This window comes from Limnohabitans sp., assembly GCF_044361985.1.
In the GTDB taxonomy this organism is placed as follows: Bacteria; Pseudomonadota; Gammaproteobacteria; order Burkholderiales; family Burkholderiaceae_C; genus Limnohabitans_A.
Genome location: NZ_JBIKHV010000026.1, coordinates 1 through 15,559, shown reverse-complemented (window position 1 = coordinate 15,559; position 15,559 = coordinate 1). Strand labels below are relative to the sequence as shown.

Sequence of the window (15,559 nt, the reverse complement as noted above, 5' to 3'; positions counted from 1 at the left end):
TTCAGAGATTAACGGGTACAAGCTTTTGCGCCCGAATGCCGTTCGGTCATTTCGGCAAATCGCGTGCGCCGCTTTCGGGTCGGAACATCTTGAACAACTGCTCTGGCCCAATGCTGAAGTAATCGGCTGGACCGCCGCCCCGCAAAATATGCCCTGCGCGGGCGGTGTCGTAAACCCCATTGGGTGTGAGCCGCGGGTCGATGTGGATACCCACCACTTCACCAAAAATCATCCAGGTCTCTATTTTTTCCCCCGCAAGATCTTGCAGTTGCAGGATCTGCGTGCACCGGCACTCAAAGCTCACCGGGCTTTGCGCCACACGGGGCACCCCCACGATGCGCGAGGGCTCGGGCGTCAGGCCTGCCAGCTCAAATTCGCTGACTTCTGGGGGCACCGCCTCGCAAGTCTGGTTCATCACCTCGGCCAAGTCGCGGGTCACCAGGTTCCAGACAAACTCGCCGGTGGCTTCGATGTTGTTCAGTGAGTCCTTGCGTCCGATGCTCGAAAAACCAATCACGGGCGGCACGTAATTGAAAGCGCTGAAAAAGCTGTAAGGCGCCAAATTCAGCACACCACTGGCGCTGCGGCTAGACACCCAGCCAATCGGCCTGGGGCCTACGATTGAGTTGAACGGGTCGTGCTTCAGGCCGTGGCCGAGACGGGGTTCGTAGAAATGCATCAGGGGCGCCTTGACGATGTGGGAATCAGTGCAGGTTAACCGAGCGTGGCATGAGTTGGTGTCTCGTTTGCCACCCGTGCTGAGGGGCCTTTTTAGTTGGCAATAAGGAGGGCCCAGGCTTGCCCCGGGAAGGGCGCAAGGCTCACAAAAAAACCCCTCGAAAGGGGTTTTAGCGAGCAGACAAGAAAAGGATTACTTCTTGACGCAAGCGGCATTCTTTTCGTTTTCTTTTTTGGAGCAGTCGACTTTTTTGTCATCCATCTTGCCGCCACCATGGCTGCCTGCGAAGGAGGGCGCAGACATCAGCATGAAAGCGGAAACGAGAGCGGTCATCACGATTTTCATAAAAGCACCTTTGAGGAACAGGGTTGAAAAAAAAGACAGAATCAGGTGCCAGTTCATACCGACACATAAACATCGTACCAAGCCTTAAAGGCACACGCTAAACATGGACAAATTCCGCCAAGCCAAGAATGTCTTCCAAATGGTGGTTTTCCGCCTTCAGGCCATGGTGTTGGCCACAGGCCTCATGGTCTGGGTGCTGCCAGCCGTTGCGCAAGAACGCTTCAAGCCGGCAAATTCTGATGTGGTGGCGACCTCTTCCGTCCACGGACAAACTGGCCGCAACGGTTCGCTGCGCGCCCTCGACCAAGCCTGGCGTGCCCAGCCCAAGGACTTGGACGCCTCTTTGGCCTATGCCCGGGCGGTTTTCACCCTCGGGCTGACTGAAGGCGACTTGCGCTGGTTCGGCTCGGCCAAGGCGGCGTTGGCACCTTGGTGGCAAGCCACTGACTTGCCCGCAGAGGGCTATTTTTTGAGGGGGCTGGTCAAGCAAGGGTTTCACGAATTCGATGCGGGCTTGCAAGACATTCAACAGGCCATCGCCAAAGAACCTCGCCGTGCCGAGTTCTGGTCATGGCGATTTGCCCTGCATTTGCTGCTGGCCGATATGCCTGCCGCGCGCCAGGACACCGAAGAAATGGCCAGACTCTTTGACCCGCAAGAGGCCCATGTCTACCGGGCGGTCTTGCTTTACCGCACAGGGCAAGCCCTTTCAGCCGTTGACCTGTTGACCACCGCGATCCGAGCGGCCTACTTTAAAGACCCGTCCTCACAAGACTGGCTGGGCTTTCATCTGGGCGAAGCACACCGCGTGGCGGGCCAGCCTGATCAAGCCATCGCCGTCTGGGACAAGCAACTGAAAGCCAACCCCACATCGCACCTGCTCAGGCTCTCGCTGGCCGAATTGCTCAACCAGCAGGGCAATTACCGCCAGGCCAAAATCATCGCCTTGGGCAAAGCGGGCAAACTCGGCACCAGCACGATCACGGATGCGCTGCTGATGCAAGCCTTGCTGGCCAGCCGGGGCCTGCAAGACCCGGACGAACCCCAGCTGGCTAAGCAGATGGCCGATCGCTTGCAGTCACAAGCGCTTCGCAAAGAGTCGCTCATTGAACGGCCCAAACTCATTCACCTCATTGACTACGGCCAAGACCCTGCAGCCGGTTTGGCCCTGTCCATGGCCAACTGGCAGCTGCAAAAAGAACCCCCCGACGCCGTGTTGTTTATTCAAGCTGCGCTGGCGGTCAACCAACCCCGAGCGGCTGAGCCTGTCGTCAAGTGGGCCGAACAAACCGGCTACCGTGACCCGCCATTGACGCGGCTTGTCGAACAACTCAAACAGCACCCGCTCTGGACAGGAAGCCGCAAATGATGCCCCGCCCAGTCGTCAAGGCTTTGCGCCAATGGACCGCTGGTGTGGGCTTGCTTTGGGCCAGCCTGTTGCTGGCCGGCAGCGCCATGGCGCACTCCAGCAGCAACAGCTACCTCACGCTCAGTGCCGCCGACAAGCAGCTGACCCTGCGCGCCGACATTCACTGGCGTGACATCGACCTGATCTTTGACCTGGACAGCAACCGCGATGGTCAGATCACTTGGGGCGAAACCCAGTCGCGCAGCGCAGAGATCAACACTTGGCTGGCCCAAGGCATCCAGCTCAGCGCATCGGGCCAGATTTGCACCCTGGGCGCGCCTGATTTGCAAGCCAGCCAGCACGCCGATGGCACCTACCTGAGCGCCCAATGGGCTGCCAGCTGCTCGGGTATGGCCGATGTGTCCAGCGCTGACTTGACGCTGCGTTATGGCCTGATCTTTGCGCAGGACAACCTGCACCGCGGCTTGCTCAAGGTGGATTTTCCCGGCTACCAAAGCAGTGCTTTGCTCAGTCCGGAGCGACCTGAGGCCCAGGTCTCCCAGGCCGACAGCAGTGCATTGAAGGTATTTGGTCGCTACGTGGTGGAAGGCGTCTGGCACATCTGGATCGGCATTGACCACATTCTTTTTTTGCTCAGCCTGTTGGTACTGGCACCACTGCAGCCGTCGCGCCAACGGGTCACGCAGTGGCGAGCGGCCGCACAAGCCAGGCCTGTGGTGCTGGACGTTTTGGCGGTGGTCACGGCATTCACGGTGGCGCACTCCATCACCCTGGGGCTGTCCATTCTGAAATGGCTGGAGCCCTCAGCCGACCTGATCGAGCCTGCGATTGCCTTGTCGGTGGTGTTGGCCGCGCTGAACAACCTGTTCGGCTGGAGCGCCCTCAAGCGCTGGCGACTGGCCTTTGTCTTTGGCTTGGTGCACGGCTTTGGCTTTGCCAATGTCTTGCTGGACCTGGGCTTGCCGCCCAGCGCACTGGCGGCGGCCCTGGGCGGCTTCAATGTGGGGGTGGAACTGGGCCAGCTGGCCATCGTGCTGGCATTTTTACCATTGGCCTGGTGGCTGCGCAACACCCGCTTTTACCGTTGGGTGGTGGTCGCAGGCGGCTCGCTGGCCATCGTGGTCCTGGGCTTGTTTTGGACACTTGAACGCACAGGCTTGCTCGCCTGATGCGCGGTTCTTCAATCGCCAATTGGGCGGGTCAGTCCAGGACCCTCACTCAAAATGCCACCTGATTGCCACCTTTCAGATTGAGCAGCTGACGGGCTTCAGCCGGTGTGGCGATTTCAAGGTTCAGGGCTTCCAGCACAGTGCGGATGCGGCGCACTTGGTCTGCACTGGATTGCGCCAGCTGGCCTGGCCCCATCCACAAAGAGTCCTCCAGACCCACTCGAACATGTGAGCCCATGGCTGCGCCCATGCTGGCGAGCGGGATCTGGTTTTTTCCAGCGCCCAAAATAGACCATTGGTATTGGTCGCCGAACAAGCGGTCTGCCGTTCTGCGCATGTGCATCAGATCTTCAGGGTGAGCGCCAATGCCGCCGAGGATGCCGAACACCGATTGCACAAAAAATGGACCAGAGACCAATCCGCGGTCCATGAAGTGCGCCAGGTTGTAAAGGTGGCTGATGTCGTAGCACTCGAATTCGAAGCGCGTGCCGTTGTCAGTGCCCCGGCGAAGAATGGTTTCGATGTCTTTGTAGGTGTTCTTGAAAACCAGGTCGCGGCTGTTTTCAAGGTGCTGACGTTCCCAATCGTGCTTGAGATCCTTGTAGCGATCGAGCATGGGAAAGAGACCGAAATTCATGGAGCCCATGTTGAGTGAGGCCACTTCGGGTTTGAATTGCATGACCGGACGCATGCGGTCTTCGACTGTCATGTGTGGGCTGCCACCCGTGGTGATGTTGATCACTGCATCGGTGCTGGCTTTTATTTTTTCCAGAAAAGGAACAAAAAGTGCCGGGTCTTGTGAGGGCTTGCCATCGACCGGATCGCGCGCATGCAGGTGCAGTATGGCTGCGCCCGCTTGCGCAGCATCGATGGCTGCTTTGGCAATTTCATCCGCAGTCACCGGGAGGTAAGGCGACATGCTGGGTGTGTGGATCGCCCCTGTGGGGGCGCAAGTGATGATGACTTTGCGGTTTTTGCTCATGTTTAACTCCGTGTGGATGGATCAGATTCAAGTTGTTTTTTGTGCAGGGCAAGCGCCATGAGTCGCCGGTCTCTCCAGTTGCGCCGGTCTCCCAGGGCCTCTGAGGGGAGCATCTCACGCCGAGCCTTTTGCAATTGATCTATCAAATCGGGCGACCAGGGCTCGGTGGAGGCTTGCTCTTGAGAAATGGATTGGTACATGCTGCCATAGCGCCCGCAATAGTCTGCCAGACCCCCTGGCGCATTCAGGTCAATGGTTTCGAAAGGCCCCATGAACGACCAGCGAAGCCCCAGGCCTTCGCGGATGGTCACGTCCAGCCCATCCACATCCACGTACCCCTGCTCGACCAGCCGGAAGGCCTCGCGCAGCAGCGCGCCTTGCAATCGGTTCAGGATGAAACCTTCCAGCTCACGGCGAATGTGAACAGGCTTTTGATTCACCGAGTGCATCAAATCCATGCAGGCCTGCACCGATTCCGGAGATGTCCAGGGCGCGCCGCAAACTTCGACGACAGGGATCAGATAGGGCGGGTTGACCGGGTGCGCGACCAGGCAGCGCTCACGGGTCTTCATGTGTTCAGTGAAAGCAGAGGCGGGGATGCTCGATGTAGAACTGCCAATCACGGCATTGGCCGGCACAAGCGCGTCAAGCTGTGCATACATGGCCTGTTTGACTGAAAGTATTTCGGGCAAACTTTCCTGCACATAGTTGGCATTTTTGAGCGCATCGCTCAACTCGTTGCAAACCCGCACATGCGACATCAGCTCCGCCGCATTGTCGACCAAGCCACTGTGTTCCAACTCATCAGCCAACTCGGCGACCAAGTCGCGTGCCCGTTGCAATGCCGCGAGGTCGCCGTCCCACATCCGGACTTCGCAACCTGCGCGTGCAAAAACCAAAGTCCAGGCCTGACCGATCAGGCCAGAGCCAACGACTGCAACTGCATGGGTTTTTTTCATGGCATCCTTTCAGCTCAAGGCTTGGGTGTGACCATCGACCGCCAAAGCCTGACCGGTCACGCTGCGGGCACCATCGCTGGCCACAAACAGCACGGTGTTGGCCACGTCCAGGGGCGAGACCATGCGGCCCAGTGCAGATTGGTTTTCATAATCCCGAGTGACTTCTTCAAGCGGTTTGTTCATGATTTTGGCTTTGTCGGCAATCACGGCCCGGATTCGGGGCCCATCCACTGCCCCTGGCAGCACAGCATTGCAACGAATGCCCTGCTTGCCCAATTCGATGGCCAGTGATTTTGTCAGACCGATCACCGCCCACTTGGACGCCGAATAGGCCGACCGACCCGGCATGCCCAAATGACCGGCTGCAGACGACATGTTGATGATGGACGCCCGTTGAGACTTGCGCAGGTGTTGCACGGCATGTTTGGCACATAAAAATTGTCCGACCACATTGATCCTGAGTGTCAGTTCCAGATCGGCCAGCGCCAGTTCATCAATGCGGGCAGTGGGGCCTGCGATGCCTGCGTTGTTCACCAAAACGTCAATGCCCCCCAAGACCAGGGCGGCTTGAGTGACCATGGTGATGACTTGGTCTTCAGAAGCCACATCGGCGACGCAGCCGTGCAAGCCAGGGTGTGCTTTCAGCGATTGATTTAAAGCGGCCTCGTTCACATCGCAAATGAAGACGCTTGCGCCAGCATTTAAAAATTCCTGGGCAATGACATAGCCGATGCCGCTGGCACCTGCCGTGACCAAAACTTTGAGATGAGCATGCGTATTTTCTTGAGACATTTTTTTCTCGTAAAGTTGAACAGGTTGTATCAGATCCACAGTTTTTCGCAGCAGTAGTTCAGGTCCTTGAGCAGTGGCTCGGCAAGTCCCATTTCACGGACACTTGGTTGTTTTCATTCATGTCCAATTTCCTTCAGGGCCCGGGTTACGGACATTGCAGAAGCCTCGAAAGTGGATTCCATCCCTCACCATAGACTGTGATCACAGATCAAACATCAGTGATTACCCCGGGTGATGTAAAGTGTTTAAAGCGCTAAGCTCGGGCCGAATATCTACTGACCATGAGCGTTATAAAACTCCTCACCCCTCTCAAGCGCCAAACATTGAGCGCCGATGTCTACGAGCAATTCAAGGAGCTTTTGATCAGTGGCCGCATGATGCCCGGCGAGCAAATTTCATTGCGCGGTATGGCCGAAGGTTTGGGCGTGAGTGTGATGCCTGTGCGAGAGGCCGTGCAAAGATTGACCGCCGAGCAGGCCCTCGAACTCACCCCCAACCGAAGTTTGAGGGTGCCGCAAATGTCGGTCAGTCAATTTCGCGAAATCACCAGCATCCGCAAAAACTTGGAAGGCTTGGCAGCCGCCACAGCAGCCCAATGCCTGAGCGAAGAAGACACCCAGAAGATCGTCATGTGGCATGAAAGCTTTGTACGGGAAATGAAGAACGAAACCCCTGACGGTGCCCGACTCATCTCCCTCAACAAAGAGCTGCACTTTGCAATTTATAGGGGTGCCAAAATGCCCGTGATGATGCAGTTGATCGAGGCCTTGTGGCTGCGCATTGGTCCCATCCTGAATTACGACATGCGGTCTGGCCCGGTGCGGGTTAACCAACGCACGGCGTTGACACACCACGCCAGCATGGTCGAATCGATTCTCAATAAAGATGTCGAAGGCGCACGACAAGCCCTGGAAGCCGACATCCAGTCCGCTGCCGATTTCATCATCTCGGTTGGGGTTTTGGTCTCGGCCGACGCGCCCGCGGGCTGAAGGGTTCGTCCAAGTGCCTAGGTTCTTGACTGTGCGTTGGGGCAGCATTTCTTCACCGGGCTGTGGGCGCATGAAGATCGTCCTGCTGGAGGGGTTCTTATTTCAGCTCGGTTGTGGATTTCGGGACCACGTTTGATATTGGTTATCACTTGTCCAGGGTGTCAGGCTTTTTGAGTGCTTTTTTGTCGTCCGAATGCTGGCGTCGCTCAACTTTCTTCACATCTTCTTCCGGCGTCAATTTCTCAGGGCGAATGCCGCGTGCCAGCAGGTTGTTGCGCACCGCCCTGTTATTGGTGATGTGTTCTTTTGAAATTTGCCTTAGCTGCCCATTTGTTGCCGGCGTGCATTGAAGATGGTAATTTCAGTCGCAAAGTCTTTGGCCTTGAGCAAGATGGTGGGTGCAAAGTCAGCCAAAGGGCGGCTATCCGGTACTTTCCACTGCGCCTTCATGGCTTGGGTGCTTTGGCCAAACAGGGCAAGGTCACCGTTGCTTCGGATAAGTGCAAAGTCCTGGTTGTCGCCGGTTTACTCGAAGATAACTTTTGAGAGATCTTTCTCTGTTTCGGTTAGTTTTTTGCGCGCGTGGATGCGCTCAGCATCCAGCATGCGTTGTTCGATCAATTCCGCCTTGCGGGTTTGCACAGCAAAGTAAGTCTGCGCAAAAGCAATTTCTGATTTGCGTGGGTCACCGTTTTGCGCGATGAGATAACACGCATAACGGGTCAGCATGATGTCAGGTACATCTTTGGATGCACCTTTAGGCATGGCGATCGTTTTGTTGACGTCAACAAAATGATCTGAAGGTGAATGACCAGAGACTTCACAAGCTGTCTTGGCTCTGTTGATCACAAGCCCGAAATTGCGCCATTCAACGTAGCCCAACAGATGCTGAATGTTCCTTGCCAGCCAATACTCCACAGCCGTTTCGGTTTGCTGTGCATGGCCCTCAAAAGTGTCAGTGAGGATCTGAACCAGTTCTTTATTCATTCTGTTTTTCCCTTTTGATGTTGTTCGGCAGCAAGTTGAATTTCCCGTTTAGCTTGTCACATACTTTTATGGGTATCGGTGTGATGAACTCAGCCTGACGACCGGTCGCAACAATCTTTTGGGTTGGCTGGCCAGTGGCATCCAGTCTCCAGTGCTGACTTGGAGAGTCATAAGGGGAATTGAGGATGGGTTATTTAGAGAAGAGGGCGCTCAACTGTTGTCTACTGCTATCAAGCTTTGGAATGGATGATGGTAGTCGTAATGGAATCTTTTTGACTGACAGGCGGGTGATGTCTTTTGGGCCCGGCGGAGATATACAAAGCCACGCCACTTGCGTTTGTGTATCCCCAAACCCCGTGCCCAAAGCTGTGGATAAGTCCTTGAACAAGCCTGCCAAGGCGCATGCCTGTTGGGCTGGCGGTGTATGCCTCATAAAGCAGCAGTTGGCTGGCATGGCGCGGGCTCAGCGCACGAGCCCGCAGGGGCTTGTTTTGCGGCTATTCTTGTGGCTTCGCGCGCTTCTTCCAAGTTGCTTTCGCACCCTGTTTGGCTTTGCGGGCGCCTTGTTTTGCAGGGCGTTGGCCCTGAACCTTTCCTGAATGACCACATCCTTGATCTCGCCCGGTTTTCTGGCCCTGCACAGCCACCGCTCCGAGGTGCTGGCCGAGACCTTGTCGGGCTGGCTGGCGCGTCAGCCCCTGGCACCGCTGGAGCAAGAGGTGGTGCTGGTGCAAAGCAATGGCATGGCCGAGTGGATCAAGATGGCACTGGCTCAGCAAGGTGGGGTGTGCGCGGCCACCAAGGTGGAGTTGCCCTCGCGTTTTTTGTGGCGCACCTACCGGCAGGTGTTGGGCGCGCAACAGGTGCCACCCGATTCGCCCCTGGACAAACTGCCCATGACGTGGAGGCTGATGGCTTTGTTGCCCACTTGTGTGAACGATTCGGTGTTCAAGCCCGTGGCCGGGTTTTTGCAGGGCGACAAAACTCGGGCTGAGTCTGAGCCGAATCCTGAACGTTTGCTGCAACTGGCCAGCCGCCTGGCGGACTTGTTTGACCAGTACCAGATCTACCGACCCGACTGGCTTGAAGATTGGGCCGCCGGGCGCAACGTGCTGCGCAAAGAATCGGGGCAATGGGTTTTGCCCGGCGATGTCTCGGCGCAGTTGCCGGAAGACCAACTGTGGCAAGCCGAATTGTGGCGGCGCGTGCTGGCCCCTTTGACCGAGTCGGAGCGCCAAGCCACCCGGCCCGCTTTGCATGTGAGGGCTTTGGCCCGCTTGCAGTCTGGCCAAGGGCTGGCCAGTCCTGTGGCGCGGCGCGTGTCGGTGTTTGGCATGAGCCACATGCCCAGCCAGTTGCTGGAGATGCTGGCCGCGCTGGCGCAGCACAGCCAGGTTTTGCTGGCCGTGCCCAACCCGTGCCAGTTTCACTGGGGCGACATCATGGATGGGCGCGACGCCTTGCGGGCCGAGCGGCGCAGGCATTCCTACAAAAGCGTCAATCTGTCGAGCATGCCTTTTGAGCAGATGCATTTACATGCCCCCGCCTTGCTGGCCGCGTGGGGGCGGCAGGGGCGCGACTTCATTCGGCAACTGGACGCCTTTGACGACTTGCAGGCCGCCCAGGAGCGCATGCCGGGCCAGCGTCTGGATTTGTTTGACGATGCACCGGGGGCCGATGCGACCTGCCTGCTGACGCAACTGCAAAACCGCATGCGCGATTTGAAGTCGGCGCAAGACCCGGTCGAGGCCCCTTTGCACGACGACGACCAGTCGGTGGTGTTCACAGTGGCGCACAGCCCGGTGCGCGAGCTGGAGGTGTTGCACGATCAGTTGCTCAAGGCGTTCCACCACCACCCTGACTTGTCGCCCCGCGATGTGGTGGTGATGGTGCCTGACATTGAGCTCATGGCGCCGGCCATTCGTGCGGTATTTGGCCAATACAAGCGGGGCGATGCACGCTTCATTCCCTGCGACATTGCCGACCTGGGTGCGCAGGCCAGCAGCCCCCTGCTGCATGCGGTGGAATGGCTGCTGGCCTTGCCCCAGCAGCGCAGCCGCATGAGTGACTTGGTGGCGCTGCTTGAAGTTCCTGCGCTGGCTGCCCGCTTTGGTTTGAAGCCTGAGCAATTGCCCACCCTGACCCGCTGGATGGCGGGCTCGGGCATTCGCTGGGGTTTGTCAGCCGAACACCGCGCTGGCTTGGGCCTGGACACTTGCGGCGACCACAACTCGGCCCTGTTTGGCGTACAGCGCATGCTGATGGGTTATGCCTGTGGCGCCGACCCCGTGCCCGCCGATGCCCAAGCCATCGACCCCTATGCCGAAGTGGGCGGGCTCGATGCCGAGCTGGCCGGGGCTTTGGCGCACCTGCTGCAGGCGCTGATGGCCTGGTGGCAAACCTGTGCCAGCGCCGCTAGGCCGCTGCAGTGGGCCGAACGCGGCCGCGCCTTGCTGGCCGCCCTGTTCAAGGCACAAGACGATGCCGACCGCAACGCTTTGTCCGCCCTGGACCAGGCCTTGAACGATTGGGCCAGTGCCGCCGACCAGGCTGATTTTGCAGACACTGTGCCGCTGGCGGTGGCCCGCTCGGCCTGGCTGGAGGCCCTGAAAGTGCCCAAGCTGGAACAGCGCTTCAGGGCGGGCGGTGTGACCTTTTGCACGCTGATGCCGATGCGGGCGATTCCGTTTCAGTGGGTGTGCCTGCTGGGCATGAACGATGGCGATTACCCACGGCGCAGTCCGCGTGCCGACTTCGACTTGCTGGGTCTGCCCGGCATGAGTCGGCCCGGTGACCGTTCGCGCCGCGATGACGACCGTCAGCTGATGCTCGAAGCCTTGCTGTCGGCCCGCCGCACGCTGTATGTGAGCTGGAGTGGCCGCAGCGTGCGCAACAACAGTGAGCAACCGCCTTCGGTGCTGGTGTCGCAGTTGCGAGAAGAGATCGACGCGCTGTGGGGCAAGGGCAGTGCCAAGCGCCTCACCACGGAGTACCCCTTGCAGCCTTTCAGCCGGGTTTATTTTCAAGAGGGCAGCCGGTTGCAAACCTATGCCCGAGAGTGGCGGGCAGCGCAGTTGGCACAGCTGGCGGTGACGGCTGCACCGGTGCCGCACCCGAGTGAGCACCCGAGTGCCCACCCGTTGCAGCCCATCGATGCGGCCGGTGGCCTGCCTTTGCTCAGCTTGGCGCAGTTGCTGCGCTTTTTGCGCAGGCCGGTGGCCAGCTTTTTCAGCCAGCGTTTGCAGCTGAGCCTTGAACACGACCGCACCGAGTTGCACGACGAAGAACTGTTCAGCCTGAATGGCCTAGACCTCTACGAGCGGATGGACCATGAGCTGCACCGCCTGCCCGCTGACCTGGGCGCTGAGGGCGTGTTTCGGCATGTTCAGGACGCTGTGCAACGCTTGCGTCGCGCGGGCGATTTGCCGCTGGCGGCTGTGGGTGAGCACGAAGCCCGGCGCTTGGCGCAAGAGTTGCAGCCCCTGGTGTTGTGCGGCCTGCAAGAACGCGACCAGTGGCCCGAGGGGGCACCCCGTGGCCTGATCGACCACACGCATGCGGGGGTGCGCCTGCAAGATGCCTTGACAGGCTGGCGCCAGCGCGTGGAGGGTGGTCAGGTGCACACCGCGTGGGTGCAGATGCAGGCCTCCAAAATTGCCACGATCAATAAAAAGAAAGAGGCCCGGGCCTTGCCCGAGAAGCTGATGGGCCCCTGGCTGACCAGCCTGGCGGCAGCGGCCACGGGTTTGCCGGTGCACGGGGTGCTGGTGGGGCGCAACGCCATTGTGCGCATGCGACCCATGGCCACAGACACCGCCCGGGCGCAACTTGAAGTGTTGCTGGCCGTTTATGCCGAGGGCATGCGCTGGCCGCTGCCCTTGCCGCCTTTGGTGGCGCTGCAGTGGCTGAAGGACAAAGACAAGGGCCAGACCAGCCTGAACACGCTGGCCGATTTGTACGAAGGCAATGGTTACGACCAGGCCGGCGAAGCCCGCAAAGACGCGGCCCTGTACCGCACCTACCCTAATTTGGGCGAGTTGCTGGCGGGCCATCACTTGGACCGGCTGGCCGAAGCGGTGTACCGTCCGCTCAAGCAATGGGCCGATGGCCTGCAGACCGAGCCCTTGCCGGACGCCGAGCCGGACAACGAGCTGGACGATGGCGCACCAGGGGAGGCCTGGTCATGAACCCTCAAACAAATTCAGCGAGTCAGTCAGAAGGACAAGTTGCCAGTCACCCGTTGGAAGCACTGATTTTTCCGCTGTGGGGCAGCCGCCTGATCGAGGCCAGCGCGGGCACCGGCAAAACCTGGACCATTGCCGCGCTGTATGTGCGGCTGGTGCTGGGGCATGGCGAGCAGGGCGAAAAAGTCGAAAACGGTGAACCCGGCCTTCGCCCGCTCATGCCGCAAGACATTCTGGTGATGACCTTTACCCGGGCGGCCACGCGCGAGTTGTCGGACCGCATTCGGGCCCGCCTGACCGAGGCGGCGCAGGTGTTTCGCAACCCCGATCTGCTGGACGCGAAAGACACTTTTTTGCGGGGCTTGCTCCGCGACTACCCGGACCCCGCCTCACGTGATAAAGCGGCCTACCGCCTGGCTTTGGCCGCACAGGCCATGGACGATGCCGCGGTGTACACCATCGACGCCTGGTGCCAGCGCATGCTGCGCGAGCACGCGTTTGACAGTGGCAACCTGTTTGAAGAAAGCCTGGTGGCCGACGAAGCTGCGCTGCGACTGGAGGCGGTGCAGGACTATTGGCGCGAACAGCTCTACCCCATGGACGCGCCGTCTGTGACCGAGGTGCTGGGCATCTGGCGTGACGTGGCCGCCCTGGAGCAAGACATGCGCCAGTTGCTCCATGTCGAAGACTTGCCCGCGGCCTTGCCTGGTCAGTCGCTTGGCGATGCGCTGGCCCGGTCCACCGAAGCAAGGGCGCAGGCCCTGGCCCAGCTCAAAAGGGGCTGGCCCGAGCAGGCCGATGCCTTGCTCGACTGGTTGGGCGATGTGCTGGCCATGGAAAATTCAGGCTGGAAAAAGCGCAGTTTGGGCCTGGCCAACTGCAGCAAGTGGCTGGACGCCTTGAAACTTTGGGCGCAGGGTGAGGGCGGCTACGACGAACTCAAAAACAGCATGGGCAAAACCGGCTGGGAGCGTTTTACGCCCGAGGGCATGGCCGCTTGCCGTGAGGACGACAAGCCCTACACGCTGCCCCCGCAGTGCCAGGCCTTTGCCGACTTGCAAGCGGCACTGCAAAGCTTGCCTCAAGCCAGGGTGGCAGCGCGCATCCATGCCCGCACCCGGGTGGCCGAGCGCCTTGCCTGGCTCAAGCAGCACACGGCGCAATTCGGCTTTGCCGACATGCTGCAGCGGCTCAATGCGGCTTTGCAGCGGGGCGATGATGGCAAGCGCCTGGCACTGCGTTTGCGCCAGCAGTTTCCGGTTGCGCTCATCGACGAGTTTCAAGACACTTCGCCCTTGCAGTTTCGCATTTTTGACCACATCTATTGCACCGCCGACAACCTGCGCGAAGCGGCGCTGCTGCTCATTGGCGACCCCAAGCAATCGATTTACGGGTTCAGGGGCGCAGACATCCTGAGCTACCTGACCGCACGCCGCGCCACGGCGGGGCGGCACTATGTGCTGGGCACCAATTACCGTTCGACCCAGGCGCTGGTGAATGTGGTGAACCGTTGGTTCGAGGTGGGCGATGCACGCTCGGTTAAAGCTGCGTTTGGCTATGCCCGACCAGACGGCAGCAACCCCTTGCCGTTTCAGCCCGTGAAGGCCAGCGGCCGAGATGAAGTCTTGCGCCGTCAGGCAGATGAGGTGCCCGCCATGACGCTGGTGCACGCGCCCGAATTGGCCAGCCACCGCGACGCCATGACCCACATGTCGGCCTTGTGCGCCGAGCAGATCGTGGCCTGGCTGGGCGATGCCAGCACCCGTTTTGTACAAGCGGGCCAAGCCGACCAGCGCCTCAAACCGAAAGACATCGCCGTGCTGGTGCGCACCGGCAAAGAAGCGGATGCGGTGCGTCAAGCGCTGAGTGAGCGGGGCGTGGCCTCGGTCTATTTGTCAGACCGCGACTCGGTGTTTGACAGCGACGAAGCGGGCGACCTGTGCCTGTGGTTGCGCGCTGTGGCCGAGCCGCAAGACATGCGGCGCTTGCGTGCTGCGCTGGCCACCCGCACGGTGGGCTTTTCTTTGCCCGAGTTGCACCACATGGCGCAGCACGGGGATGCGCTGGACGATTACGCCGACCAAATGCACACGCTGCGCCAGACCTGGCAAACCCAGGGCGTGCTGGCCATGGTGCGCAGGTCACTGCATGCGCTGAATCTGGCGGCGCGTTGGCGCGGTCAGGCACAAGGCGAGCGACGCCTGACCAATGTGCTGCACCTGGCCGAGTTGTTGCAGTCGGCCAGCATGCGGCTCGATGGCGAGCAAGCGCTGATCCGCTGGCTGGTGCAGCAGATGGACGAAGACGCCGAGAGCGACGAGCAGACCGTGCGCCTGGAAAGCGATGAAGACTTGGTGAAGGTGGTGACCATCCACGCCAGCAAGGGTTTGGAGTACCCGGTGGTCTGCCTGCCATTTGCGCACAGCCACCGCTTGGTGCGGGCCGACAAGAGCACGGTACTTCGCCTGACCGATGCACAGGGCGAGCGGCACAACCATCTGCAGTTCACCGCGCAAGATGTACAAAGCGCCGATGCCGATCGCCTGCGCGAAGACCTGCGGCTTTGGTATGTGGCCTTGACCCGCGCACGCCATGCCTTGTGGGTGGGCTGGGCCGCTGTGCACAAGCCGCGCGGCAAGGACTGCCAGAACCACCTCAGCGCTGCTGGGCGTTTGGTGGGCGGCGACTCGCCGCATGAAGCGCACGAGTGGCCTGACTTGCTTCAAGCCCTGTTGGCCGATGCCCATGGTCAGCCCTTGCCTGTGCAGCTGCAGACTGCAACCGGCGAAGTGGGCTTGAACCGCTGGCAGCGAGACGATGATCGGCCTGCTTTGCGCGAAGTGCTGGCGTGCACGGCGGTGATCGACAAGCGCTGGACCATTGCCAGCTTTTCGCGTCTGGCGCGTGATCTGTCTGCACAGCCTGTGCTGCAAGCGGCCCTGCAAATGGCCCCGCCCCGCCCAGCGGATGACGAACCGCCCGATGAAGGTGTGGACTTGGCCATGCTTTCTGCTGCTGCTGCCGCTCCGCGTGCAACAGCGGCCGTGTCGCCTTGGCATGGTTTTGCCCGTGGCCCCAGCGCGGGCAACTTTTTACATGACCAG

General features: G+C 59.9%; 13 protein-coding genes. 5 read left to right on the top strand and 8 right to left on the bottom strand.

Annotated elements, in window-relative coordinates; genetic code table 11:
* Positions 1-46: 46 nt before the first annotated feature.
* Both ACIQ3A_RS06720 and ACIQ3A_RS06715 read right to left on the bottom strand, forming a co-directional pair.
* A complete protein-coding gene (locus tag ACIQ3A_RS06720) occupies positions 47-679 on the bottom strand; it encodes a flavin reductase family protein (RefSeq protein WP_396430979.1) in 633 nt (210 codons plus the stop codon).
* A gap of 192 nt (positions 680-871) precedes the next feature.
* Entirely contained in the window at positions 872-1,012 is a 141-nt protein-coding gene (locus ACIQ3A_RS06715) for a hypothetical protein (RefSeq protein WP_396430978.1), read from the bottom strand.
* A 115-nt stretch (positions 1,013-1,127) separates the two neighbouring features.
* On the opposite strand from ACIQ3A_RS06715, the gene ACIQ3A_RS06710 reads away from it, so the two are divergent.
* Both ACIQ3A_RS06710 and ACIQ3A_RS06705 read left to right on the top strand, forming a co-directional pair.
* Positions 1,128-2,393 (top strand): tetratricopeptide repeat protein, encoded by a 1,266-nt coding sequence (locus ACIQ3A_RS06710; protein ID WP_396430977.1) that lies wholly within the window; start codon positions 1,128-1,130, stop codon positions 2,391-2,393.
* Positions 2,390-3,562 (top strand): HupE/UreJ family protein, encoded by a 1,173-nt coding sequence (locus tag ACIQ3A_RS06705; protein WP_396430976.1) that lies wholly within the window; start codon positions 2,390-2,392, stop codon positions 3,560-3,562. The genes ACIQ3A_RS06710 and ACIQ3A_RS06705 overlap by 4 nt, the downstream gene beginning before the upstream one ends.
* 49 nt (positions 3,563-3,611) lie before the next feature.
* Here ACIQ3A_RS06705 and ACIQ3A_RS06700 read toward each other — a convergent pair whose 3' ends face one another.
* The 3 genes from ACIQ3A_RS06700 to ACIQ3A_RS06690 are packed head-to-tail and all read right to left on the bottom strand — an operon-like array spanning position 3,612 to position 6,295.
* Entirely contained in the window at positions 3,612-4,544 is a 933-nt protein-coding gene (locus tag ACIQ3A_RS06700; protein WP_396430975.1) for a 3-keto-5-aminohexanoate cleavage protein, read from the bottom strand.
* A 2-nt stretch (positions 4,545-4,546) separates the two neighbouring features.
* A complete protein-coding gene (locus tag ACIQ3A_RS06695) occupies positions 4,547-5,503 on the bottom strand; it encodes a 3-hydroxyacyl-CoA dehydrogenase (RefSeq protein WP_396430974.1) in 957 nt (318 codons plus the stop codon).
* Positions 5,504-5,512: 9 nt separating this feature from the next.
* Entirely contained in the window at positions 5,513-6,295 is a 783-nt protein-coding gene (locus ACIQ3A_RS06690; RefSeq protein ID WP_396430973.1) for an SDR family oxidoreductase, read from the bottom strand.
* A 281-nt stretch (positions 6,296-6,576) separates the two neighbouring features.
* Here ACIQ3A_RS06690 and ACIQ3A_RS06685 point away from each other — a divergent pair, with 281 nt between their 5' ends.
* Positions 6,577-7,284 carry a GntR family transcriptional regulator gene (locus ACIQ3A_RS06685; RefSeq protein ID WP_396430972.1) on the top strand — a complete coding sequence of 236 codons (708 nt, stop codon included), beginning with the start codon at positions 6,577-6,579 and terminating at the stop codon, positions 7,282-7,284.
* Between the two features lie 145 nt (positions 7,285-7,429).
* Here the strand turns inward: ACIQ3A_RS06685 and ACIQ3A_RS06680 are convergent, their stop codons facing one another.
* The 3 genes from ACIQ3A_RS06680 to ACIQ3A_RS06670 all read right to left on the bottom strand — a co-directional run bounded on the left by ACIQ3A_RS06680 (position 7,430) and on the right by ACIQ3A_RS06670 (position 8,271).
* On the bottom strand, positions 7,430-7,564 hold the full coding sequence (locus ACIQ3A_RS06680) for a hypothetical protein (RefSeq protein ID WP_396430971.1): 135 nt from the start codon (positions 7,562-7,564) through the stop codon (positions 7,430-7,432).
* A 38-nt stretch (positions 7,565-7,602) separates the two neighbouring features.
* The gene (locus ACIQ3A_RS06675; protein ID WP_396430970.1) at positions 7,603-7,734 is read right to left on the bottom strand and encodes a hypothetical protein; all 132 of its coding nucleotides are present in this window, start codon (positions 7,732-7,734) and stop codon (positions 7,603-7,605) included.
* A 75-nt stretch (positions 7,735-7,809) separates the two neighbouring features.
* Positions 7,810-8,271 carry a BRO family protein gene (locus ACIQ3A_RS06670; RefSeq protein ID WP_396430969.1) on the bottom strand — a complete coding sequence of 154 codons (462 nt, stop codon included), beginning with the start codon at positions 8,269-8,271 and terminating at the stop codon, positions 7,810-7,812.
* A gap of 599 nt (positions 8,272-8,870) precedes the next feature.
* Between ACIQ3A_RS06670 and recC the strand changes: the two genes are divergently transcribed.
* Positions 8,871-12,458 (top strand): exodeoxyribonuclease V subunit gamma, encoded by a 3,588-nt coding sequence (gene recC, locus ACIQ3A_RS06665; protein ID WP_396430968.1) that lies wholly within the window; start codon positions 8,871-8,873, stop codon positions 12,456-12,458.
* Positions 12,455-15,559: UvrD-helicase domain-containing protein (locus ACIQ3A_RS06660; RefSeq protein ID WP_396430967.1), on the top strand; the 3,105-nt coding region annotated here is incomplete at its 3' end. The genes recC and ACIQ3A_RS06660, both read left to right, overlap by 4 nt.

Excerpts from the sequence above, each read along its gene's own strand:
- ACIQ3A_RS06690 (WP_396430973.1), bottom strand. The coding sequence starts at position 6,295 with ATGTCTCAAGAAAATACGCATGCTCATCTCAAAGTTTTGGTCACGGCA.
- ACIQ3A_RS06705 (WP_396430976.1), top strand. The coding sequence starts at position 2,390 with ATGATGCCCCGCCCAGTCGTCAAGGCTTTGCGCCAATGGACCGCTGGT.
- ACIQ3A_RS06675 (WP_396430970.1), bottom strand. The coding sequence starts at position 7,734 with ATGAAGGCGCAGTGGAAAGTACCGGATAGCCGCCCTTTGGCTGACTTT.
- ACIQ3A_RS06710 (WP_396430977.1), top strand. The coding sequence starts at position 1,128 with ATGGACAAATTCCGCCAAGCCAAGAATGTCTTCCAAATGGTGGTTTTC.
- recC (WP_396430968.1), top strand. The coding sequence starts at position 8,871 with ATGACCACATCCTTGATCTCGCCCGGTTTTCTGGCCCTGCACAGCCAC.
- ACIQ3A_RS06685 (WP_396430972.1), top strand. The coding sequence starts at position 6,577 with ATGAGCGTTATAAAACTCCTCACCCCTCTCAAGCGCCAAACATTGAGC.
- ACIQ3A_RS06720 (WP_396430979.1), bottom strand. The coding sequence starts at position 679 with ATGCATTTCTACGAACCCCGTCTCGGCCACGGCCTGAAGCACGACCCG.
- ACIQ3A_RS06715 (WP_396430978.1), bottom strand. The coding sequence starts at position 1,012 with ATGACCGCTCTCGTTTCCGCTTTCATGCTGATGTCTGCGCCCTCCTTC.
- ACIQ3A_RS06695 (WP_396430974.1), bottom strand. The coding sequence starts at position 5,503 with ATGAAAAAAACCCATGCAGTTGCAGTCGTTGGCTCTGGCCTGATCGGT.
- ACIQ3A_RS06700 (WP_396430975.1), bottom strand. The coding sequence starts at position 4,544 with ATGAGCAAAAACCGCAAAGTCATCATCACTTGCGCCCCCACAGGGGCG.
- ACIQ3A_RS06670 (WP_396430969.1), bottom strand. The coding sequence starts at position 8,271 with ATGAATAAAGAACTGGTTCAGATCCTCACTGACACTTTTGAGGGCCAT.